This window comes from Salinibacterium sp. CAN_S4 (assembly GCF_015752305.1).
Lineage (GTDB): Bacteria > Actinomycetota > Actinomycetes > Actinomycetales > Microbacteriaceae > Rhodoglobus.
This window is the reverse complement of the sequence record NZ_JADOVB010000001.1, coordinates 996,431-1,017,307: the sequence shown is the minus strand read 5'-3', so window position 1 is coordinate 1,017,307 and position 20,877 is coordinate 996,431. Positions and strand designations below refer to the sequence as shown.

The following is a 20,877-nucleotide window of genomic DNA, read 5'->3' as shown; positions in this document are numbered from 1 at the left end:
GACCGGCGGAAAACGTTGTGGTCAGCCGAGCTTTTCGCGCAGGATCGCGAGTTGTTTCTGCACGGCGGCAGGGACGCGGCCGTCGAATGTCGCAAAGAATTCCTCGGTCGAATCCGCCTCGACGTTCCAGAGATCGCGATCGATGGCGAAGAGTTCCGCCATGTCGCTGTCGCTCACTTCGAGTCCATCGACGTTGAGCGCACCCTCGGTGGGAAGCAGGCCGATCGGGCTGTCTTTCGCCGCAACGCGGCCATCCACGCGATCGAGGATCCACTCGAGCACCCGTGAATTCTCACCGAAGCCTGGCCAGAGGAACGAGCCGTCTGCGCCCTTGCGGAACCAGTTCACCTGGAAGATCCGCGGCACGCTTCCGGTGCTGCGGAGCCCGGCACCGATCGTCAGCCAGTGAGCCCAGTGATCGGCCATGTTGTATCCGACGAAAGGCATCATCGCGAACGGGTCACGCCGTAGTTCGCCGATGGTGCCTTCGGCGGCCGCCGTCCGCTCGGATGAGATCGTGGCACCCAGGTAGACGCCATGCTCCCAATCCCGTGCCTCCACCACTAGCGGCACGTTGGTCGCGCGGCGACCGCCGAAGATTATCGCGTCGATGACGACGCCCTGGGGGTCTTCCCAGTCATCCGAGATGCTGGGGCACTGCCGCGCAGCAACGGTGAACCTCGAGTTGGGGTGTGCGGCAGGTCGACCCGAATCGGGGGTCCAGTCCTTGCCTTCCCAGTCCGTGAGATGGGCGGGAGCGGTGTCGCTCATTCCTTCCCACCACACGTCACCGTCGTCGCGCAGTGCGACATTTGTGAAGATGGTGTTGCCCCAGATGGTCTCCATCGCGGTGGGGTTGCTCTTCCACCCCGTGCCGGGAGCGACACCGAAGAACCCGGCTTCCGGGTTGATCGCGCGAAGTCGGCCATCGGCGCCTCGACCGAGCCAGGCGATGTCATCACCGATCGTTTCGACCGTCCACCCGGGAACGGTCGACTGGAGCATCGCCAGGTTCGTCTTGCCACAGGCGCTGGGGAATGCAGCGGCAACGTGGAACACCCGACCGCGGGGGTTGGTGACCTTGATGATGAGCATGTGCTCGGCGAGCCAGCCCTCGTCCCTGGCCATGACCGAGGCGATCCTGAGCGCGAATGACTTCTTCGCAAGCAGGGCATTTCCGCCGTAGGCCGAACCGAACGACCAGATCTCGCGGGTTTCGGGGAAGTGGGTGATGTACTTCACGTCGTTCGACGGCCACGGCACGTCGGTCTGGCCCGGTGCCAGCGGCGCTCCGACACTGTGGACGGCCCGCACCCACTCCGTGTCGTTTCCGATGAGCGAGAGCGCCTCTGCACCCATCCGGGTCATAATTCCCATGCTCGCGGCGACGTAGGGGGAGTCGGTGACCTGCACCCCCATGCGCGACAGCGGCGAACCGATGGGGCCCATCGAGAACGGAAGGATGTACATGGTGCGGCCGCGCATGCTGCCACGGAAGAGAGGCGTGAGAGTGGCGCGCATCTCGGTCGGGTCGCACCAGTTGTTCGTCGGGCCGGTGTCTGCGGGGTCTTCCGAGCAGATGAAGGTGCGTGACTCGACCCGAGCCACGTCCTGCGGGTCGCTGCGGGCGAGGAAGCTGTAGGGCCGGTGTTCGGCGTTGAGCTTCGTCAGGGTGCCTGTGGCGACCATGGCGCGGGTGAGGGAGTCGAACTCGGCTTTGGATCCGTCGCACCACACGATGTGGTCCGGCGTAGTGATTGCAGCGATGCCAGCGACCCAGTCGACGACAGACTCAGGGGCACCAACGGGGGCGGTGGATTCGATGGTGACCATTTCGGCGATGCTCATGGTGTGCCTTTCCGCTCAATAATGTGGTGTTCTTCAACTATGCGCCAACTCTTTGTGCCTTGGTCCCGATTATTTCTGGAAAGATCGCTAAATCTTTCGCTATTATGACTGTGTGAACGATCTTGTGACGCTCGGGCAGCGCATCCGCCATTTCCGGACGAACTCCGGAATGACCCTCGACCAGCTGGGGGAGAAGGTCGGCATCGCCGGCAGCCAGCTGTCGCTCATGGAGAATGGTCGTCGCGAGCCGCGGCTGTCACTGCTCTCCACCATTGCCTCGGTCGTCGGGGTGGAGCTCGCCGACCTGCTGGACGAGGCTCCGCCGAGCAAACGCGCGGCCCTCGAGATCGAGCTCGAACGTGCGCAGCACAGCAGCGTGTATGCGTCGCTCGGACTGCCGGGCATCCGTCCGTCCAAGGGCACGAGCGATGAAACTCTCGAGGCACTCGTGGGGCTTCACCGAGAACTCGCGCGTCGTGCGCGGGAAGCCATTGCGACCCCGGAGGAAGCCCGGCGCGCCAACACCGAGCTCCGGCAGTACATGCGCACCGTCGACAACTACCTGCCGGCGATCGAGGATGTCAGCGAAAAGCTACTCTCCGAGGTCGGGCACACCACAGGCGCCCTGACTCATCGATCGGTCAGCAGGATCGCCGAGATGCTCGGTTTCGAGCTCGTGCACGTGCACGACCTTCCGCACTCGGCGCGATCGGTCACCGATCTCGCGAACGGTCGCATCTACCTGCCGCCGGCCTCGATCCCCGGCGGGCACGGCCTGCGTGGCATGGCTCTGCAGGCGATGGGGCACAGGGTGCTCGGGCACGAGACGCCCAATACCTACGCCGACTTCCTGCTGCAGCGACTCGAGATCAACTACTTCGCTGCTGCGGTTCTGATGCCGCGACGCCAGTCTGTCGAGTTCCTCAGCCAAGCCAAGGCCGACCGCAACATCGCGGTCGAGGACTTCCGCGATGCCTTCGGCGTCACCCACGAGGCAGCCGCGCTGCGCTTCACCAACCTGGCAACCCGGCATCTCGACCTCGAAGTGCACTTTCTTCGCGTCAGCGACGATGGTGCGGTTGCGAAGGCTTATGAGAACGATTCACTGCGATTGCCGGTGGATGTCACGGGCTCGACCGAGGGTCAGTTCGTGTGCCGCAACTGGAGTGCCCGCACCGCGTTCACACGCACGAACCGCACGACCGAGTTCTACCAGTACACCGACACGCCGGAGGGCACGTTCTTCGAGTCGACCCAGACCGGGACCACCGATTCCGGGGAGTTCTCCATCTCCATCGGGGTGCCGTTCGCCCACTCGAAGTGGTTCCGAGGGCGCGAAACCACCAACCGGATGACCTCCACCTGCCCCGACGAGAACTGCTGCCGACGCCCCGATGCCAAACTCACCAGTCGCTGGTCCGGTAAGGCATGGTCGAGCGCCAAACTTCATGCGCACGTGTTGTCGCCGCTGCCCGCTGGGACATTTCCCGGAGTGGACGACCGCGAACTCTACGAGTTCCTCGAGTCACACGCCGACTAGGTCGCGGGCGGCCTGGGCTCCCGCGAGTCGCAGCCAGCGTCCGGGTTCCGTCATGGCAGCGTGAGACGAGCCCGCCAGGTCGGTGAGCGACACCGTCCAGACGTCGCTGGCGATGTCGACCTGGCCCGCGATGACTCCCACCCGCACGCCGGACGTCGCGGCCCTGCGGATCAACTGACCGACGACTTTGCCCCGAAGCGACTGGGCATCGAAGCGCCCTTCCCCAGTGAGCAGCAGGTCTGCTGTGGGGATGACCGCGCCCACTCCGCTGAGCTCGGCCACGTGGTCGGCCCCCGGCACGATCACCGCTCCCCACGCCGTCGCGAAGCCCCACGCCGAACCGCCGGCGGCTCCGGCGCCGGGAGCATCCGGATCGCCACCGAAGGCGGTGGCGAAGTGGGAGAGTGCGGCATCCAGCTCGACGACCTGCGCGGGAGTCGCGCCCTTCTGCGGGCCGAAGACCGCCGCCGCGCCACGCGGTCCGAGCAGTGGGGCGTCCACGTCGGTGAGCAGTGTGACGGCGCCCGGACTGAGCAGCGCCGAACGGTCGATACTGGCGATCGTGGCGAGTGCGCTGCCGCCATCCGCAATAGCTTCGCCGCGCTCGTCGAGCAGTCGCAGGCCCAGGGCCGTGAGGGCGCCGGATGCCGCATCCGTCGATGCCGAGCCGCCGAGGCCGATCACCACCGAGGTAGCGCCCGCGTCGAGCGCTGCCCGGATCACCTCGCCGAGCCCGCGGGTCGTCGCGCCCGCGGCATCCGGAACCGCCATGAGCGGCAGCCCACTGCACTGGGCCAGTTCGACGACGGCTACCCCGCCGGGGAGTTCGAGCCACTGGCCCGGTGTCGGCCTGCCGTCGGGACCCGTCACGTCGCCGACCGCATGCCGCACAGAGAGCGGGTTGCTCGCGGCGATGGCATCGAGCGTCCCTTCGCCGCCATCGGCCTGGGGGAGCAGCACGAGAGTGTCGTGGGATCGTTCCGTGCGCCATCCCGCGGCGATCGCCTCGGCCGCGTCGCGAGCGGGCAGCGATCCTTTGAAGGAGTCGGGGGCGATGACGACGGTCAGACTCACTTTTCGCTCGTGACCGGTGCCTCGCTCATGGCCCTGGCCGAGATGGTCTTGCCTTCCGCGATCTTCTCGTCGTCACCCTGCAGCACGCCAGCGGTTTCGACCAGCCTGCCGCGGAGCGCCTCGGCGACGCCGGGGATCGACACCTCTCGCGCTTCATCGGTCGAATCGCCGCCGGTCGCGAACCGCAGGGTGTCATCGTCGTCCTCGGTGCTCGCCGACTGGCGGGCATGCGCGACGCAGAGGTCGGCGACCTCTTCAGCGTGGGCGTACATGACAGAGTGGGCGGCTCCGGTGATCTCCCACAGCCGAGATGATGGCAGCAGGTCGCCGACGGTGCGCACCCACTCCCGGGGAGCGACGGCATCGTGTTCGCCCCTGATCACCAGAGTGTGAGCCCTGATCTCGGGCAAGGCGTCTTCGATGGGAAATGTCATCATTTTCGGCAGCACTCTCGCGAACCACCTGAACCCGCAGAAGAGGTAAGCGCTCACGGCCAGGACCTTCACCGTTCCTGGCTCGTGCCAGCTCGCCTTCAGGAACCGCACCGCCTGAGTGAACACCCGTCGCTGGGTCGGCTGGATGATCGGGCCGATGAGCACGAGCGTGGACAGTTCGGGCCGCCGCGCCGCGAGGTCGCTCACGATCTGGCTGCCCATCGAGTGACCGACGATGATCGGATCATCCAGTCCCATCTCATCGATGACGAGCCCGACGAGGTCGGCGTACTGCCGGATCGAGAGAGTGGAATCGGGGTGCGGAACGCCCGCGAACCCAGGAAGGTCGACGGCGTGCACGGGCCCGAATTCGTTGAGATGGGGCGCGAGCTTCTCGAAGTAGGTCGACGACACCCCGATGCCGGGAACCAGGATGAACGGGCGGGAGTCCCCGGCGCCGATCGAGTTGACCCGCACGTACATGTCGTCCGAGTAGACCCGAGAGACCTCGACGTCGGTCGAAACCCGACGGCGCTTCTCACGTCTGTCTCGCGGAGCCCTGACCATCGGAAAACTTTACCAGCGTGGCCGGGAGGGTTATCGGGCCCGCAGCAGTTCGAGGAATTCGTCGGCCATGGCCAGCTGCGTCCGCAGCGCTTCCCGGCGGGTGATGGTCTCCTCGATGAACGACGAGAGTCGGCCGCGGATCAGCTCGGAGTCGCCGCTGTCTGCCTCGGGGAGCGCATCGATGATCGTCAGAAGTTCTGCCATCTGCTCGAGACTGAATCCGAGGGGTTTCATGCGCCGGATCAGGATGAGGCGGTCGAAGTCGCTGTCCGTATACAGGCGAAAGCCGCCGTCGGTTCGTCCGGACGCCGACACGAGCCCGATGTCGTCGTAGTGCCGGAGGGTGCGCAGCGACAGCCCGCTCCGCTCGGCGAGTTCGCCGATGTGCATGGTCCCGTTGGATTCCGTCATGTCGTGCTCCGCTCGACTCAACCCTTACGTTAGGGTAGAGTTCAGGAGTTGCCTAATCAGGCGCTCCACCATTCTTCCCCACTCGAACACCGACCCCCTGCGTGCGGTCGTCCGGGTGCATGCGCGACGCTGCGCCGGATCGACACCACTCAACCGGTCCTCGCGCTGAGGGCCTCGACCTCCCAGGAGGCTTGTCATGGCTAGTGCCGGCACTTCGACCAGGAACGACCGTTACACCGCGGATCCGTCGGTGCTGACCGCGCTGCGCTCGCCCCGCATTCTGACCAGGGAAGTGCTCGCGGGCCTCGTCGTCGCCATGGCTCTGATTCCCGAGGCGATCTCCTTCTCCATCATTGCCGGCGTCGACCCCCGCGTCGGGCTCTTCTCGTCATTCGTGATGGCGGTGTCGATCGCGTTCCTCGGCGGCAGACCCGCCATGATCACGGCGGCGACCGGAGCTGTCGCCCTGGTGATAGCGCCGGTGATGCGCGACTACGGCATGGACTACTTCATTGCCACGGTGATCCTCGCGGGGATCTTCCAGGTCGCACTCGGTGTGCTGGGGGTGGCGAAACTCATGCGATTCATCCCTCGAAGTGTGATGGTCGGCTTCGTCAACTCCCTCGCCATCCTCATCTTCGTCGCACAGGTGCCGAATCTGCTCGGGGTGCCGTGGCTCGTCTACCCACTCGTCGCCGTCGGGATCATCATCATGGTCGTCATGCCACGCATGACGAAGGTCATTCCAGCCCCGCTGGTGGCCATCGTGCTCATCACCGTGGCAGTGGTCGTGATGGGGCTCAGCGTGCCCAACGTCGGTGGGCAGGGCGAGCTCCCCAGGAGCCTGCCCGAGCTGTTCGTGCCCAATGTTCCCCTGACCTGGGAGACGTTCGCGATCATCGCCCCCTTCTCCATCGCGATGGCGCTGGTCGGCCTGCTGGAATCGTTGATGACGGCAAAGCTCGTGGACGACATCACCGACACTCACTCGCATAAGACTCGCGAGTCGATCGGCCAGGGCATCTCGAACGTTCTGTCTGGGATCTTCGGCGGCATGGGCGGTTGCGCGATGATCGGACAAACCATGATCAACGTGAAGGCTTCGGGTGCGCGCACGCGCATCTCCACATTCCTCGCCGGGGTATTCCTGCTGATTCTCGTTCTCGTTCTCGGCGACATCGTGGCGATCATCCCGATGGCAGCTCTTGTCGCGGTGATGATCATGGTGTCGGTCGCGACATTCGACTGGCACAGCATCCGGCCATCGACCCTGAAGCGGATGCCGGTGGGCGAGACCATCGTCATGGTGGCCACCGTGGTCGTCGTGGTGCTCACCCATAACCTCGCGATCGGTGTTCTTGTGGGAGTGATTGCGGCGATGATCATCTTTGCGCGCCGCGTCGCCCACTTCGCGACAGTGACGAGAGCGATTGACCCCGAGGCGAATGTGCCCACCGTGAACTACACGGTGTCAGGCGAATTGTTCTTCGCCTCGAGCAACGACCTGACCACCCAGTTCGAGTACGCGGATGATCCTGACCGGGTCGTCATCGATATGTCTGATTCCCATATCTGGGATGCTTCCACGGTGGCCGCTCTCGACGCGATTGCCACCAAGTATGAGCGACATGGCAAGAGGGTCGTCATCGAGAGGATGAACGAAGCCAGCTCGAGAATGCACTCGCGCCTCGCCGGCAAGCTCGGGGGAGAGAGCAGCGGAGCGAGTCATTGAGCGCACACGGTCAGATAGCGGGCCCGAGCACTCCGGGTTCTGCGGACACTGCGCTGTTCTTCAGTTCGATCAGGATCGTGTGGGTCGGCGTGGTGCCGGTGTTCCTGCCGCTGTGGGTCTGGGTGGGCAGCCAGACGGCGGCGCCCGCAGGCAGGGTCACGTCGCGAGTGGTTCCGCCGATCGACAGCCGCCGGTCGAATCCGGTGAGCGTGACCATCACCGAGTTCGGATGGCCGTGGGCCGTGGTCTCGTCACCGGGGGTATCGACATACTCGAGCACGCGAACGTCGTCGTTCTCCCAGAGGGTCTTGTAGAACTCGGGGTTGGAGATAGTGGGATCTGTGTCATCCATAGGCGGATGCTACTCCCGGCTCCCTTCGTTGGATAGACCGTCAGGCGGCCATCGCGTCCCGGAAACCGGGGGTCGCCAGCATCGCACCGGAGCGGTCGATGGCGAGCACGTCGACCGGCCAGTGGTCCGTCACGTGGTCGAGGGCATCCTGGCCGCCAGCGACGATCGCCGTCGCGAGCACATCGGCCGTCACGATGTCGCCGGCGATCACGCTCACCTGCACGAACTGGGTGGGGGCGAGCTCTCCTCCGCGCCAGATGTGGTCGCCTCGCTGTGCCGACCCCGAGGTGGCGACGGCTCGCCGGGATCCGACCAGCGAGACCGAGCAGATCAGCGCCTGGTCGTCGGCAGGGTCGGCGATTCCGGTACGCCACGGCGCGTCGGGCGTGCGGACGAGGATGTCGCCGCCGACGTTGATCGTCCAGCGTGGGCATCCTGCGCCGTCGAGAAGAGCGCCCGCCCGTTCGATGGCCTCGGCTTTCACGATCCCGTTGAGGTCGATGACGCCATCCGGCCGGTTCGGAGAGAACAGGCCGGCGGTCTGGATGCGCCACTGGATGCTCCGCTCGTAGCTCTCCCGCACCGCGCTGCTCGACTGCGCGAGCGTGAGGGCGCCGCTCGCGATGCGGCTGAGTTCGGATTCCGGCTTGTAGAGGCTGAATCGCTGGTCTGCGGCAGTGAAGATCTCCCGCACCCCGTCGACGTCGGCGCTGAAGCCGTCTGGCACGTCGACCGAAGCGACGGTTCCCATCGTCTCGAACACCAGTCGCATCAGAATCCGGCCTGGTCGAGGGCGGACTGGACCGAAGCCAGGTAGGCCTGGGTCGTGTACGTGGCTCCGCCCACATTCGACACGTTCGCCGACTGCGAGGCGATCACCTCGTCGCGCAGGACTGGTGCGGCACGGTTGCTGATCTGCACGGACCGACCGTCGGCGTCCGTCAGTTGAAGGGGCGTGACCTCGGTGATCTGGCCGCCCGCGAGCGTCACCGAGACCTGCACACTCCCGAAGCGGGTGCTCACGCTCGAGCCCGTGTACGTGCCGTCGGCGGGGCCGGTCGGTACCGGCGCCGCGGCAGCGGGGGCTGCGGGCGCGGATGGCTGTGTCGTCGTGCCCGTCGACTGATCGGTCGTTGATGCCGGGGTGCTGGCCTGCGGCTGCGAGGTGGTCACCGCGGGCTGCGAGGTGAGCACGGCGCCGCCGGCTTGCCAGCCGACGACGAGCACGGCGATGGAAGCGAAGATGCTTCCGAGAGTGGAGCGAGTGTTCACCAGTCGAACCTTTCTGCGTGGATCTGATGGGATGGGATTCCGGTGGCTCGAGCTTCGGCTTCGACGGAGTCGAGCCAGGCGGTGGGCCCGCACAGGTAGAGGTCCGACTGAGCGAGATCGGGGAAGATGGTCTGCAGGGTGACGCCGCGTCGAACGTCGGAGTCCGACATCCAGCTCGGGCCGGTCAAGGACCGGTGGCCGACCATGACGTAGCAGTTCGCACCCTTGGCTTGCGCCAGGTCGCGGATCTCGTCCCAGAGGTAGGTCTCGTCCTGGCTGCCGGCACGCAGCAGTATGGTGGCATCCCCGGGAGCGAACTGCGCGTGTTCCAGCAGGGCGCGGATCGGCGTGACACCGATGCCGGCGGCGATGATGGCCAGTTTCGGTGACGTGCGCGCCGAATCCGAGAAGAGTCCGTATGGCCCCTCGATCGAGACCTTCGTACCCGGCCGCACCGCGCTGATGCGGGCGCTGCCGGCCCCCAGGTCGCGCACGGTGATGCGCGCCCTCGATCCGGTGGGCATCGCCGACAGCGAGATCGGGTGGGAGTGCCACCAGGTCTTGCCCGTCCAGAAACGCCAGATGAAAAACTGCCCGCCTTCGGCTCCCAGGTCGCGGAGGTTGCGACCGGCGAGGTGGATGGATGTCACACCCGGCGCAATCGTCGTCACCCCGGCGACCGTGATCCGGTGCCGGATGCTCGACACGACGGGTTCGATGAACCTGAAGGTCAGGATGGCGCCGAACGCCACCACATAGAGGGCGATCCAGTAGACGCGCTGGGCCGTGCCGTCGGCGAGCACGCCGCCGACGCTCAGCTGGTGGGGGAGCGCGAACGCGACCGAGAAGTAGCTCAGCAGGTGCACGATGTGCCAGCCCTCGTAGCTGAACCTGCGCCTGACCGCGACGAGGGAGGTCACGACGACGGCGATCATCAGACCCATGCCTATGAAGGCGAGAGGCATGTCCGGCAGGGCGAGCATCGGGCCGATCTCGGCGATCGGGTTGATTCCCTGGCTCATCCCGTATCCCGTGAGAAGCAGCAGGCCATGGCCGAGGAGCAGGTAGAGGGCGGGCTTGCCGAGCGATCGATGCACGGCGATGGCCCTGTCGTGACCGATGGTCCGGTCGATCAGGGGGATGCGGGCGGCGAGCACCAGCATCACGAGGATGAAATCGGTGCCGATCAGGCCGGCGACGATCCCGAGGCTCGTGACGATCGCGGCCGGGGAGGTGAACTGGCCGGCGCCGCCGGACGCAAGGAAGAGCGCTGCGGCCGCTGCGCCCGATGCCCACAGTGCGATGACGAGAAGGTCGGCGCGACGGGCACGTCGCTTGTAGTCGCGACCGGGATCGCGACGGGGCACCGTCGGAAGGTTCCGGGGCCTCACGGGTCGAGCCTGGGCTTGAGTGGTCATATGTTCACTGTGGTCGCGCAAGCTATGCGCAGCCTATGAACGCCCGGGTGTTCCGGTGTGAGTCCTCACATCTTCGGCAGCGACACCGTCATTCGGAGTCCGGGGTGCGTGTTCTCGGCCATCGCCTCGCCGCCGGCCTCGCGGGCAAGCGCGCGGACGAGGGCGAGCCCGAGTCCACTGCCGCCCGTGCTGGTCGCCCGCGAGGCGTCTGGTCGCGTGAAGCGTTCGAACGCGACGGGGACGAAATCGTCGGGCATTCCCGGGCCGTCATCCGACACCGCCAGACGCAGCCGGCCATCGGCCTGGCCGAGTGTCGCGTTCACTGTCCCAGCATTGGGCACAGCGTTGATCGCATTCGTGAGGAGGTTGTCGACGAGGCGGCCGAAGGCCTGAGCACCGATGCGGTATTCGGCGTCATCGTCGACGGGGGAGAGCGAGAACTCGACGGAGACGGATTTCGGCAGCGCAAGCATCCGCGCACGGTCCACGCTGCCCATGAACTCGTCGGTGAGCGCCGTCGCCGTCGCCGTCGACACTGCGGCTTCATGGGATTCGATGCGGCTCAGTTCGAGCAGGTTCGACGCGAGGGACGCGAGCCGGTCGACCGAGACTTCGGCGGCTCTCACCTGGCGCGCGAGAGCATCAGCATCGCCGAAGTCGTTGTGGGCGAGTTCGAGCTGGGTCCTGAGCACGGCCAGGGGTGTTCTCAACTCGTGTGCTGCATCGGAGACCATCTGCTTTTCGCGTGCGCTCGCGGCCTGAACTCTCGACAGGAAACTATTGAGTGTGGTGGCCAGCTCGGAGAGCTCGTCCTGGGTGCGTCCCACTGGGAGCTGGGTGTCGGTCGCTCCTTCGCCGAGTTGTTCGGCCCGTCGACGCATGGCGCTCACCGGTCGCAACGCTGCCGTCGCGAGCAGCCATGACGCCGCGCCGAAGCCCAGCAGCAGCACGAGGCCGCCCACGACCAGCACTCCGTCGAGACCGCGGAGGGCGACCTCGTTGGACGACGTGCTTCTCGCCGACCACATCGCCCAGGTGCCGGCCGAGGTCTGCACAGCGCGGCCAACGACCACGAAGGTCCGTTCCTCGTCATCGGTGGTCATGTACTGCTCGTCGGTCGCGTCCCGGCCCAGGATCTGCTCGAGGATGTCGCGTGGAAGGGTGTTCGCCTGCACGGTGCCGTCGGGTGACCGCACGTAGACGAGGATTCCCGAGCCCGGTTCATCCACGGTTTCGTCCGGATTGGCCGTCACGTCTTTCTCGAACGATTCGAGGTCGCTCTGCGCAAGGCTCGCGTCGGCGCTCGCGAGCACGGTCGAGACCTGCGCGCGCACCACGAGAAGCGCGGCCAGCAGCAGCACGACGGCGACCGCGAGACTGCCGAGGGTGATCCGCGACCGGATCGAGAGCCTGGACAGCATCAGGATGCCACGACCAGCCGGTACCCGACTCCGCGCACTGTCGCGATCGAGACCCCGGCGCCGAGCGGCTCGAGCTTGCGGCGGACGTAGCTCACGTACTGGTCGACGATCGTCGGATCGATGTGCTGAGTGGTGCCCCACACCTCCTGCAGGATCTCCTGGCGGCTCAGTGCCTCACCGGTGCGAGCGCCGAGGGTCCACAGCATGGCGAACTCTTTCGAGCTCAGTGGCAGGGCGGAGCCGTTGACGGTCGCCCTGACGGTCGCGGCATCCAGTGAGATGCCGCCCATTCTCAGGGTCGACTTGGGGGCTGCGGAATCGCGCCTGACCAGGGCCCTGATACGGGCGCTGAACTCGGCGAAGGAGAAGGGCTTGGTCAGGTAATCGTCCGCTCCGGAGTCGAGCCCGAGCACGCGGTCTTCGACGGCATCCCGTGCCGTGAGCAGCATCACCGGAAGGGTGTTTCCCTGGTTTCTCAGGTGCCGGCAGATCTCGAATCCCGACATCTCGGGGAGCATCACGTCGATGGCGGCGGCAGAGAAGTCGTCGTGCGCAACGGCGATCAGCGCATCGACTCCGGTCGTCACGAGGGTGACCTCGTAGCCGCCCTCTTCGAGCCCGTGCTTGACGAGCGCCCCCATGGCGACGTCATCCTCCACCACGAGGATCTTCACCATGGGCGTCAGACTACGCCGGTGGTGCCGAGAAGTGTCCCGATGAGGAATGTGGCAGCCAGCGCGATGGCTCCACCGATCACGACGCGGAGGGTGGGGCGCACCCAGTTACTGCCGCCAATGCGGGCGCTGGTGGCGCCGGTGACGGCGAGGGCCACGAGCACCGCGGCGAAGGTCACGGGCACCCTGATCGATTCCGGCGGCAGCAGAATGGCGAGAAGAGGCAGCACCGCTCCGATGAAGAAGGCGAGAGCCGAGGCGCCGGCGGCCTGCCACGGGCTCACCACGTCGGCCTCGTTGATCCCGAGCTCGGCTTCGAGGTGCGCGGTCAGTGCATCGTGGGCCGTGAGTTCTCTAGCCACCGTCATGGCGGTGCCCGACGACAGGCCCTTGGATTCGTAGATCGCCGCGAGTTCCCTGAGCTCCTCCTCCGGCATCTCCGCGAGCTCCCGGCGTTCCTTGGCGATGAGGGCGTGCTGGCTGTCCCGCTGGCTGCTGACCGAGACGTACTCGCCCAGCGCCATCGAGATGGCGCCACCGACCAGCCCGGCGATTCCGGCGGTCAGGATGGGGGCGACAGCGGAGGTCGCGCCCGCGACACCGACGACGATCGCGGCGACAGACACGATGCCATCGTTCGCCCCGAGCACACCGGCCCTCAGCCAGTTCAGCTTGCTGGCCATGCCCGCCCCGTGCGGCTCATTCGGGTGTGTGACGGCACTCTGGTCAGGGCTCATGCGCTCAGCAAAGCACTGCGGGGCCGCTAGAGCAATTCGTCGGCGGGCCGTGACCGCCTGGCGACGATGATCCTGACGGCGCGGTAGAGCAGTCCCAGCGCGAGCACGATGACCCCGCCCACGATGGAGCCCGGCGGCAGCGTGGCCGCCAGCACGAGGCATCCTGCAGCGCCGAGCACGAACAGCACGCGCGGAAAACGGCGCTGCGCAGAGACCTGGGTGAGGGCCGAAACGTTGGCGATCAGGTAGTAGAGCAGCACTCCGAACGATGAGAACCCGATGGCTCCGCGAAGGTCGACAGTGAGCACGAGGGCGCAGATGGCTATCGCGACGACCACCTCGGCGCGATGCGGCACCTGGAATCGTGGATGCACCGCCGAAAGCCAGCGCGGAAGATCCGCTTCGCGGGCCATCGCCAGGCTCGTGCGGCCGACGCCCGCGATGAGCGCGAGCAGCGCGCCCAGGGCGGCCAGCGCCGCGCCGATGGTGACGACGGGCCCGGCCCACGTCCACCCTCCGGCAACTGCAGCGTCGCGGAGAGGTGCAGTCGATTCGGCCAGCGCTGCCGGGCCGAGAGTCGCGAGCAGTGTCACGCCGACGACCGCGTAGACGGCGATCGCTATGGCGAGAGCGATGACGATGGCGCGCGGGATCGTGCGCGCGGGGTCGTGCACCTCTTCTCCCATGGTCGCGATGCGTGCGTACCCCGCGAACGCGAAGAACAGTAGCCCGGCGGATTGCAGGATTCCGTACGGCCCTGACGCGAAGATCGGCGTACTGACGGGGTTCTGAAGTCCCGAGGCCGCCGACGCGGCGACGGCGATGGCGAGCGCGACGAGCACCAGCACGACGATGATACGGGCCAACTTCGCCGTCCGCGTGACGCCGCGATAGTTGACCGCGGCGAGACCGATGACGGCGGCAACGGCGACAGGCTTCTGCCAACCCTCGGGTGCGGCGTAGGCCGCGAACGTGAGCGCCATCGCCGCGCAGCTCGCGGTCTTTCCCACGACGAAACTCCAGCCGGCGATGAATCCCCACCAGTGGCCGAGCTGCTCGCGACCATAGACGTAGGTGCCGCCAGACACCGGATGTGCTGCGGCCAGTTGCGCGGACGCCAGCGCGTTGCATCCTGCGACCAGTGCCGCCACCAGGAGTCCGACGAGCAGGCCGGCGCCCGCTGCCTGCGCTGCGGGGGAGAAGGCCGCGAACACCCCGGCGCCGATCATCGATCCGAGCCCGATGAATACGGCGTCGGCGGTGCCGAGGCTTCGGCGCAGGGGGATGGTGGGCGTCATAGGCGCAGGATAAACGGTCGGTGTGACCGGCAGGTGTCCGCCCATTGTCGCCGCCCCGTCATATTGCGATATGATGAAGTTATGAAATCACTAAGCGACGGAAGACTCTCGTGAGAACCACCGGTCGCCTGATGTGGGTTTTGGGTGGGTCGTTCCTGACGGTCGACCTTGCCTATTTCATCTGGAGCCAGCTCGCGGGCAACTTCGAGCTCGTCGGCCTCATGACCATCGGACTCTCGGGTGCGCTGTGCCTGCTCCTGGCCTTCTACTTCGGTCGGGTGGTTGCCGCCAACGGCGAATTCGAGTGGGCCGAAGACCGGCTTGACGCCAATATCGATGACGGCGACCCCGAGGTCGGTTTTTACAGCCCATGGAGCTGGTGGCCGATCCTGCTGGCCGCAGCAACTGCGCTGATCTTTACGGGCGTCGCCATCAGCCCCTGGATCGCACTCGTCGCCGCACCCTTTCTTGTCGTCTGCATCACGGGGTGGGTGTTCCAGTACTACCGCGGGTATTTCGCACGATGAGCACCGTCTCTGCCGTCCGCGAGTCGGTTGATGGCAATGTCAAACCATGGAATCGTGAACTCATGGATCAGTTCAGCGACGCCCAGCGCCCTCTTTACGAAGTCAAAGCCAACCTCTTCAAGGGGCTCGCCCACCCCGTGCGCGTGCGGGTGCTCGAGGTGCTGTCGGTGCATCCGGATATCTCGGTCGCCGAGTTACTCGCCGACACCGGGATGGAGCCGTCCCATCTCTCCCAGCACCTGGCCGTGCTGCGCCGCCATCACCTCGTCGTGGGGGAGCGACGCGGAAGCCAGGTCTTCTACAGCCTCGCCTACCCGCAGGTGGCAGACCTCCTCGCCGTGTCGCGTTCGCTGCTCATCGACATCCTTCAGACCACTCGACAACAACTCGAATCGACAGTGACCTCGTGAAAACAGTGACCTCGTGAAAACCGTGACCTCGTGAAAGCCCTCCGCTACGTCACGTCTCTGCTCCCCAGCTGGGCCGACTATCGCTCGGTGAAACGGACGTGGCGGGGAGACCTCCTGGCGGGGGTCACCGTCGGGATTGTCGCGCTCCCGCTGGCGCTCGCGTTCGGGGTTAGTTCAGGTGCGGGGGCGGAGGCCGGCCTGATCACGGCGATTGTGGCTGGGGTCGTCGCTGCGGTCTTCGGCGGTTCCAACATCCAGGTCTCAGGGCCGACGGGCGCAATGGTCGTGGTGCTCGGGCCGATCGTGGCGGCCCACGGAGTCGGGGCCGTTGCCGTGGTCAGCATCATGGCGGGAGTGGTGGTGCTCGTGGCCGGGGCGGCGAAGCTCGGTCGGGTCGTGTCGTACATTCCGTGGCCGGTGATCGAGGGGTTCACGCTCGGCATCGCTGTCATCATCTTCCTGCAGCAGGTTCCCGCGGCCATCGGATCGCGGCCCGGGCCCAGCAGCAATGCCTTCGTGGCGGCTGTGCAGTCGTTCGGGCAGGTTTCGTGGACGACCGTCGTCTGGCCACTCGCCGTCGTTGCGCTCGTCGCCGCGATTATGGTTGTCGCGCCGCGCATCCACAAGCAATTGCCGGGATCGATTATCGCGATCGTGCTCGTCTCCGTGGCGGCTTCGCTGCTGGGTCTTCCCCTCGCGGAGATCGGCGCACTGCCTGCGTCCCTGCCGGTTCCGGGCCTTCCGGATTTCGACCCCGCGCTGCTCCAGCAGCTCGTCGGTCCGGCGTTGACTGTGGCGGCTCTTGCCGCGATCGAGTCGCTGCTTTCGGCCCGGGTTGCGGCATCCATTTCAGACACCGGGCCGTACGACGCCGACCGTGAGCTCGTCGGCCAGGGGCTCGCGTCTGTGGCGTCAGGTTTCTTCGGCGGGATGCCCGCCACCGGCGCCATCGCGAGAACCGCCGTCAACCTCCGCTCGGGTGGGCGCACACGACTCGCCGCGATCACCCACTCCCTCGTGCTGCTGGCCCTCGTCTACCTCGCGACAGGGGTAATTTCGCAGGTGCCGCTCGCGGCACTCTCCGGAGTGCTCATGGTGACGGCGGTTCGCATGATCTCGCTGTCGACGGTGCGAGCGGTCGTCGGTTCGACGAGGTCAGACGCCGTGGTGTTCGTGGTCACCGCGATTGTCACGGTCTCGGTCGACCTCATCGTGGCCGTCGGCATCGGAATCGCCGTCGCCGCGTTCTTCGCCCTGCGCGCCCTGGCGAGGTCCGGGGGAGTGCACCGCGAAGAGCTGCCGTCGCCAGCGCAACCCGGAGACGAACACGTCGCGCTGTTCCGCCTCGATGGCGCCCTCTTTTTCGGTGCGGCCGACCGGGTGCTCGAGAGGGTCACGAGCGTCGACGACGTTCGGGTCGTCATCCTGCGCATGTCGCAACTGCAGGTGCTGGATGCCACGGGCGCACGTGTCATCACCGAGATGGTGCACGCGCTCGAGCGCCGTGGCGTGACGGTGTTGATCAAGGGAATCCAGCCCGGCCACCTGACGGTCGCGACGAAGGTCGGAGTCATCGCCTCCCTGCGCCACCAGAAGCACCTGTTCACGGAGCTGCCCGCCGCGGTCGAGCACGCCCGCAGCCACGACGGGCGGGATGCCGCGCCGCAGGTCTCGCACGACTGACCGGAGGTCACCTATGAAACTGCAAAGACTCATCGACAGGATGATCGACCAGGCCCAGGAATCGGATCCGGATGGGGCGTATGTGCTCATGCTCGGCAGGCGCCCGGCCACGGAGAAAGACTGGCCGAGCGGCAAGAAGATTTACCGCTGGTGTCCGGTGGCGCAGAGCAAGCTCGTGCCCAACTACCTCGTCGTGCTCGCGCCCTCGCCCGACAACCTCAGAGCCGCCGACCTCTTTGAGTACCACGGTCGCGTTCTCAGCGGTGCGGTGACCCGCCACACCGTGCGGCGGCAGTCGCCGGTGCGGGCGGTGCCAAACCCTCGGGATGCCGCGATCTGAGGTAGTTCGGGGTGGCGAGTGGCCCATGGCTCGGTTCCTTGGGCCCATCGTTCATCGTGCCGAGATCCCCAGGATGAACGCCTGCGCGCACGAGTTTGGAAAGTCGGCACGAATCCCGGAGGAGTCGTCGAACCGCATCGGCAAGATCACGTTTCGCGTCCAGCCTCCGCCGGGATCCCACTGGCTCAGGAACGGCTGTGCGCTCCACCATTCGAGCTGGTCGGCGGCGGCGACCTTTCGTTCGTCGGCGCCAGCGTCTTCCGCATCGACGTACTCGTCTTCCCAGGCGCAGAGCCAGGTGAAGCGAGCGACGTTTGTGCCCGCTCCGCTTTCGAGCATGCCTTCCGGCTGCGATCCAGCGTCTAGGCCGGCCGGTACGCCAATCGGCCATTCAGCGCCCTCGGGTAGTGGCTCCAGAGCATCAATCTCCGCGAGGTACTCCGCATACGCCTGGCCGTCGGACACGCGCTCTGGGCCGAGTGGCGTTTCCGAAACCACCGAGGTGACTTCGACCTCTGGTGACTCTTCACGGGTGGCCGAGGATGGACGCGACAGCATCGTGCCAGCGACGAGGGCGCTCACCACTAAGGCTGCGGCAACGCTGAGAACTATCGCTATCACGCCACGTCGATCACCACGTCTTTGTGGGCGAACGATCGATTGCTCCTGCTCCACGATCTCCCGAGGAGTGCCGAACTCGAGTATCGCCAACGACGCCTCCGCGTCGGTTGACGACGGAGGCGCGACCTCTGAAAGGTGCACCTCGATCTCATTTCTGAGTGTTTGGCGACGATGACTGGGTAGTGCGGACGAAAGTCGGTCGTACTCGGCCAAATACTGCTCGACCGCGGCATGCGTGCGGGTCATATCCCGGCACGCTCCCGTTGAGGTCTCAATAGGTCGTCCACCGACGTGGAGAACCGTGCCCAATCTTCACTGAATTGTTCCAATTCCGCCCGTCCGGACGTCGTGATTTCGTAATACCGTCGAGGACGCTCGCCGTCCTGAAGTTGCCAGTTCGACGACACAAGGCCAGCCTCACTGAGACGGTTCAACAGGGGATACACGGTGCCCTGGCTCGACAGCAACTGACCTGCCGCGTCAAGCTCCCTGACGAGCTCCAGGCCATAGCGAGGCTGGATCGCGAGAAGGGCCAGGATGCACGGGCCGATCACTCCACGTCGAAGTTGGGTCGAGGTAGTTGAGTCCATGCCGGAAACTATACCTTGCGAGACAAGATAAGCGAACAGAAATAGATCGCGAAGCTTTACAGGGTTCTTGATGATTCTTTGGCGCCCGTTGGTTCAATCTGCGGTCCCTGCGCCCGGAAAGAAAGGGGTCGTGGCGGGGGAGTTAGGTGCGCAAACTCGGCGTGCTCGCGGTGCTCGTTGTTGACTTCCGATCGGAACCGCGTTGGCTGCGCCTCGCCGACGTCTACCCCCAGCCAACCGCATTTCGAATTTCTATTGCCAGATCAACCGGGGTTCGGGCGGACGAGTCAAGCACAACGTCATCAAGCGCTTGCTCGCTCAGGATGCGTGCGAGTTGTGGCGCGCGAGCCAAATGCCAGGCGAGGTCGTCCGGCTCGGCCTGATGACGCCCTGCGAGCCGAGCACTGAGCACGTTCTCATTCGTTGTAAGGCGGCACACGAATAAGCCGCGAGAACCAAGCGCCGAGACGTATCGAGGGATCTCACTGGCCTGTTCGATCACGCCTGCGAGGACGAATCTCGCCGCGCCGGCTTTACGATAGTTTTCGGAAAGGCTCTTGAGGTTGGTGAGTTCCAATTCGTGGTTGAAAGGGTCTTCCGGCGACGAAGGTCCGAATGCGCGGATGGCGTCGAGGTCGACAACGGCGTGAGGACCGATCTCCATGGCGCCGATTGCACGCGCGACAGTGGTCTTGCCCGTGCCTACAGTCCCGTTGAGAAAGATCGCGTCGATTAGGCGGGCCATGCTGGAAGGGTACGCAAAAACACTGCGGACTTCAGACCAGTGTCAATCCGCGCACGTCTTGCTGGGCGCCGAGGATCTGTAGAGGCTGGACCCGCAGTCTCCGATCGTTGATGAGAGAATCTTGGGTATGAGAGAGGCGCTAGACGAGGAACTCCGTATCCTGCGTGCGCGAGCCTATGGACCTGGTGCCGATATCCACGCCGATCCTCTGGCGCTTGATCGACTTCAGCAGTTAGAGGGCGCGGGCCGCGAGTCGACCTCTGTGCTCGATGCAGATAAGCCGGAACTGGGGTTGGACCCTCTCCCCGTCGAATCACCAGAAGTGATCCAGCCGGACGTCGACCACCGCGAGCTCCAACGCGCAAGACTTGCAAGCTTAATGGGGTCCGTAGTTGCCTACCTCGGCTCGGTCCGACGCTCAACGTGGTTGATAGTCGCGGGAATTCTGGTAGTCGCGAGCATCCTCGCCACCGCCCTCACCATTGTCCAGCGAGTGCAGACCGACCCGCTCCAGACGGGCGCAACGCAGGTTGCGAGACTGTCGGTCGATCCGGGATTCGAGATTCCCGACGTCTTCGGTGTCCCTGCTGGCAGTGAGCAACTAGGGCAAGCGTTCCAGGATCTCCATGGGCTTCGGACGGTGGTCAACCCAACTGGTTTCTCAGGGTTCGAGTCAACGGACGATTGCATCGTCATTTACGCGCCTCTGGAGAGAGGCGGATTCTCAGGCCTATTTTTCAGCGGATGCGCGGCAGAGGAGTTTCCCGCCATGGCTCAGTTCCGTTCTAATGTTGACGGCTTCCCGGCAGAGCTGCGTGAGGCCTTTCCCGATTCGACTGGGCTCCAGTTCGTCTATGACCGCGAGAACAACGAGGTGGTCGTGTTTGCCTCCCGTGGGAAGTGAGTGTGCGAGGCGAACTGTCGACAACAACCTTCCAGCCGCAATCGTAAGTGCCTTGGCCGACGCGGCGAGCCAAAACCGAACACTGCAATCCTCGACGCGCGGGTAGCTGCGTACCGATAGTGGGTAACGCGTCGAAGTGACACTTGACTCACTTCGTGCGCGGACACCTCGCCGGTATTCGCGGCGGCACTAGGCAGTTGGGTGCCGGGGAGGGTATTCCGTGGCGCGTAGCTAGATGCAGCCGCGGCGATAATCGGTCAGGAGGGGCTCACGCAGTAC

Annotated in this window: 22 protein-coding genes; 7 read left to right on the top strand and 15 right to left on the bottom strand. The window is 65.6% G+C overall.

Going from position 1 to position 20,877, the window contains the following annotated elements:
• Nucleotides 1-21: 21 nt before the first annotated feature.
• Entirely contained in the window at nucleotides 22-1,848 is a 1,827-nt protein-coding gene (locus IWX81_RS05045; RefSeq protein WP_199280117.1) for a phosphoenolpyruvate carboxykinase (GTP), read from the bottom strand.
• A 112-nt stretch (nucleotides 1,849-1,960) separates the two neighbouring features.
• On the opposite strand from IWX81_RS05045, the gene IWX81_RS05040 reads away from it, so the two are divergent.
• Entirely contained in the window at nucleotides 1,961-3,388 is a 1,428-nt protein-coding gene (locus tag IWX81_RS05040) for a helix-turn-helix domain-containing protein (RefSeq protein WP_199280116.1), read from the top strand.
• On the opposite strand, the gene IWX81_RS05035 is transcribed toward IWX81_RS05040, so the two are convergent.
• Genes IWX81_RS05035 through IWX81_RS05025 form a run of 3 tightly spaced genes read right to left on the bottom strand, consistent with a single transcriptional unit; the run spans nucleotide 3,374 to nucleotide 5,874 of the window.
• Complete coding sequence (locus IWX81_RS05035; protein WP_334593099.1) at nucleotides 3,374-4,462, bottom strand: glycerate kinase; 1,089 nt, start codon at nucleotides 4,460-4,462, stop codon at nucleotides 3,374-3,376. The genes IWX81_RS05040 and IWX81_RS05035 overlap by 15 nt on opposite strands.
• A complete protein-coding gene (locus tag IWX81_RS05030; RefSeq protein WP_199280115.1) occupies nucleotides 4,459-5,463 on the bottom strand; it encodes an alpha/beta fold hydrolase in 1,005 nt (334 codons plus the stop codon). The genes IWX81_RS05035 and IWX81_RS05030 overlap by 4 nt, the downstream gene beginning before the upstream one ends.
• A 30-nt stretch (nucleotides 5,464-5,493) precedes the next feature.
• Nucleotides 5,494-5,874 carry a MerR family transcriptional regulator gene (locus tag IWX81_RS05025; RefSeq protein WP_199280114.1) on the bottom strand — a complete coding sequence of 127 codons (381 nt, stop codon included), beginning with the start codon at nucleotides 5,872-5,874 and terminating at the stop codon, nucleotides 5,494-5,496.
• Nucleotides 5,875-6,070: 196 nt separating this feature from the next.
• Here IWX81_RS05025 and IWX81_RS05020 point away from each other — a divergent pair, with 196 nt between their 5' ends.
• The gene (locus IWX81_RS05020; protein WP_199280113.1) at nucleotides 6,071-7,606 is read left to right on the top strand and encodes a SulP family inorganic anion transporter; all 1,536 of its coding nucleotides are present in this window, start codon (nucleotides 6,071-6,073) and stop codon (nucleotides 7,604-7,606) included.
• Nucleotides 7,607-7,616: 10 nt separating this feature from the next.
• On the opposite strand, the gene IWX81_RS05015 is transcribed toward IWX81_RS05020, so the two are convergent.
• The 8 genes from IWX81_RS05015 to IWX81_RS04980 all read right to left on the bottom strand — a co-directional run bounded on the left by IWX81_RS05015 (nucleotide 7,617) and on the right by IWX81_RS04980 (nucleotide 14,778).
• Nucleotides 7,617-7,958, bottom strand: coding sequence for a cupin domain-containing protein (locus IWX81_RS05015; protein WP_199280112.1), 342 nt, complete (start codon nucleotides 7,956-7,958; stop codon nucleotides 7,617-7,619).
• A gap of 40 nt (nucleotides 7,959-7,998) precedes the next feature.
• Nucleotides 7,999-8,730 carry an FAD:protein FMN transferase gene (locus tag IWX81_RS05010; RefSeq protein WP_334593096.1) on the bottom strand — a complete coding sequence of 244 codons (732 nt, stop codon included), beginning with the start codon at nucleotides 8,728-8,730 and terminating at the stop codon, nucleotides 7,999-8,001.
• Entirely contained in the window at nucleotides 8,730-9,230 is a 501-nt protein-coding gene (locus tag IWX81_RS05005) for an FMN-binding protein (protein ID WP_199280111.1), read from the bottom strand. The genes IWX81_RS05010 and IWX81_RS05005 overlap by 1 nt, the downstream gene beginning before the upstream one ends.
• Nucleotides 9,227-10,648 carry a ferredoxin reductase family protein gene (locus tag IWX81_RS05000; RefSeq protein ID WP_199280110.1) on the bottom strand — a complete coding sequence of 474 codons (1,422 nt, stop codon included), beginning with the start codon at nucleotides 10,646-10,648 and terminating at the stop codon, nucleotides 9,227-9,229. The genes IWX81_RS05005 and IWX81_RS05000 overlap by 4 nt, the downstream gene beginning before the upstream one ends.
• Nucleotides 10,649-10,713: 65 nt before the next feature.
• Entirely contained in the window at nucleotides 10,714-12,069 is a 1,356-nt protein-coding gene (locus IWX81_RS04995; RefSeq protein ID WP_199280109.1) for a sensor histidine kinase, read from the bottom strand.
• Nucleotides 12,069-12,746, bottom strand: coding sequence for a response regulator transcription factor (locus IWX81_RS04990; RefSeq protein ID WP_199280108.1), 678 nt, complete (start codon nucleotides 12,744-12,746; stop codon nucleotides 12,069-12,071). Before IWX81_RS04990 ends, IWX81_RS04995 begins: the two co-directional genes overlap by 1 nt.
• 5 nt (nucleotides 12,747-12,751) lie before the next feature.
• Nucleotides 12,752-13,480: a VIT1/CCC1 transporter family protein gene (locus IWX81_RS04985; RefSeq protein ID WP_199280107.1), complete on the bottom strand. Its 729-nt coding sequence runs from the start codon at nucleotides 13,478-13,480 to the stop codon at nucleotides 12,752-12,754.
• A gap of 26 nt (nucleotides 13,481-13,506) precedes the next feature.
• On the bottom strand, nucleotides 13,507-14,778 hold the full coding sequence (locus tag IWX81_RS04980; protein WP_199280106.1) for an APC family permease: 1,272 nt from the start codon (nucleotides 14,776-14,778) through the stop codon (nucleotides 13,507-13,509).
• Nucleotides 14,779-14,888: 110 nt separating this feature from the next.
• On the opposite strand from IWX81_RS04980, the gene ctaF reads away from it, so the two are divergent.
• From ctaF to IWX81_RS04960, 4 genes are all read left to right on the top strand, one after another.
• Nucleotides 14,889-15,305 carry an aa3-type cytochrome oxidase subunit IV gene (ctaF, locus tag IWX81_RS04975; RefSeq protein ID WP_334593090.1) on the top strand — a complete coding sequence of 139 codons (417 nt, stop codon included), beginning with the start codon at nucleotides 14,889-14,891 and terminating at the stop codon, nucleotides 15,303-15,305.
• 62 nt (nucleotides 15,306-15,367) lie between these two features.
• The gene (locus tag IWX81_RS04970) at nucleotides 15,368-15,715 is read left to right on the top strand and encodes an ArsR/SmtB family transcription factor (protein WP_199280105.1); all 348 of its coding nucleotides are present in this window, start codon (nucleotides 15,368-15,370) and stop codon (nucleotides 15,713-15,715) included.
• 30 nt (nucleotides 15,716-15,745) lie between these two features.
• Nucleotides 15,746-17,398, top strand: a complete 1,653-nt coding sequence (locus IWX81_RS04965) for a SulP family inorganic anion transporter (RefSeq protein ID WP_199280104.1) — start codon at nucleotides 15,746-15,748, stop codon at nucleotides 17,396-17,398.
• 13 nt (nucleotides 17,399-17,411) lie between these two features.
• A complete protein-coding gene (locus tag IWX81_RS04960) occupies nucleotides 17,412-17,738 on the top strand; it encodes a hypothetical protein (RefSeq protein ID WP_199280103.1) in 327 nt (108 codons plus the stop codon).
• A 51-nt stretch (nucleotides 17,739-17,789) separates the two neighbouring features.
• Here the strand turns inward: IWX81_RS04960 and IWX81_RS04955 are convergent, their stop codons facing one another.
• The 3 genes from IWX81_RS04955 to IWX81_RS04945 form a co-directional block, all read right to left on the bottom strand.
• A complete protein-coding gene (locus IWX81_RS04955; protein WP_199280102.1) occupies nucleotides 17,790-18,500 on the bottom strand; it encodes a hypothetical protein in 711 nt (236 codons plus the stop codon).
• 101 nt (nucleotides 18,501-18,601) lie between these two features.
• Nucleotides 18,602-18,949, bottom strand: a complete 348-nt coding sequence (locus IWX81_RS04950; protein WP_199280101.1) for a PadR family transcriptional regulator — start codon at nucleotides 18,947-18,949, stop codon at nucleotides 18,602-18,604.
• A 223-nt stretch (nucleotides 18,950-19,172) separates the two neighbouring features.
• Nucleotides 19,173-19,694, bottom strand: a complete 522-nt coding sequence (locus IWX81_RS04945; RefSeq protein WP_199280100.1) for an AAA family ATPase — start codon at nucleotides 19,692-19,694, stop codon at nucleotides 19,173-19,175.
• A 127-nt stretch (nucleotides 19,695-19,821) separates the two neighbouring features.
• On the opposite strand from IWX81_RS04945, the gene IWX81_RS04940 reads away from it, so the two are divergent.
• Nucleotides 19,822-20,598, top strand: a complete 777-nt coding sequence (locus IWX81_RS04940; RefSeq protein WP_199280099.1) for a hypothetical protein — start codon at nucleotides 19,822-19,824, stop codon at nucleotides 20,596-20,598.
• Nucleotides 20,599-20,877: the final 279 nt, after the last annotated feature.

Excerpts from the sequence above, each read along its gene's own strand:
- IWX81_RS05045 (WP_199280117.1), bottom strand. The coding sequence starts at position 1,848 with ATGAGCATCGCCGAAATGGTCACCATCGAATCCACCGCCCCCGTTGGT.
- IWX81_RS05030 (WP_199280115.1), bottom strand. The coding sequence starts at position 5,463 with ATGGTCAGGGCTCCGCGAGACAGACGTGAGAAGCGCCGTCGGGTTTCG.
- IWX81_RS05025 (WP_199280114.1), bottom strand. The coding sequence starts at position 5,874 with ATGACGGAATCCAACGGGACCATGCACATCGGCGAACTCGCCGAGCGG.
- IWX81_RS05020 (WP_199280113.1), top strand. The coding sequence starts at position 6,071 with ATGGCTAGTGCCGGCACTTCGACCAGGAACGACCGTTACACCGCGGAT.
- IWX81_RS05015 (WP_199280112.1), bottom strand. The coding sequence starts at position 7,958 with ATGGATGACACAGATCCCACTATCTCCAACCCCGAGTTCTACAAGACC.
- IWX81_RS05010 (WP_334593096.1), bottom strand. The coding sequence starts at position 8,730 with ATGCGACTGGTGTTCGAGACGATGGGAACCGTCGCTTCGGTCGACGTG.
- IWX81_RS05000 (WP_199280110.1), bottom strand. The coding sequence starts at position 10,648 with ATGACCACTCAAGCCCAGGCTCGACCCGTGAGGCCCCGGAACCTTCCG.
- IWX81_RS04995 (WP_199280109.1), bottom strand. The coding sequence starts at position 12,069 with ATGCTGTCCAGGCTCTCGATCCGGTCGCGGATCACCCTCGGCAGTCTC.
- IWX81_RS04990 (WP_199280108.1), bottom strand. The coding sequence starts at position 12,746 with ATGGTGAAGATCCTCGTGGTGGAGGATGACGTCGCCATGGGGGCGCTC.
- IWX81_RS04985 (WP_199280107.1), bottom strand. The coding sequence starts at position 13,480 with ATGAGCCCTGACCAGAGTGCCGTCACACACCCGAATGAGCCGCACGGG.
- IWX81_RS04980 (WP_199280106.1), bottom strand. The coding sequence starts at position 14,778 with ATGACGCCCACCATCCCCCTGCGCCGAAGCCTCGGCACCGCCGACGCC.
- IWX81_RS04970 (WP_199280105.1), top strand. The coding sequence starts at position 15,368 with ATGGATCAGTTCAGCGACGCCCAGCGCCCTCTTTACGAAGTCAAAGCC.
- IWX81_RS04960 (WP_199280103.1), top strand. The coding sequence starts at position 17,412 with ATGAAACTGCAAAGACTCATCGACAGGATGATCGACCAGGCCCAGGAA.
- IWX81_RS04950 (WP_199280101.1), bottom strand. The coding sequence starts at position 18,949 with ATGGACTCAACTACCTCGACCCAACTTCGACGTGGAGTGATCGGCCCG.
- IWX81_RS04945 (WP_199280100.1), bottom strand. The coding sequence starts at position 19,694 with ATGGCCCGCCTAATCGACGCGATCTTTCTCAACGGGACTGTAGGCACG.
- IWX81_RS04940 (WP_199280099.1), top strand. The coding sequence starts at position 19,822 with ATGAGAGAGGCGCTAGACGAGGAACTCCGTATCCTGCGTGCGCGAGCC.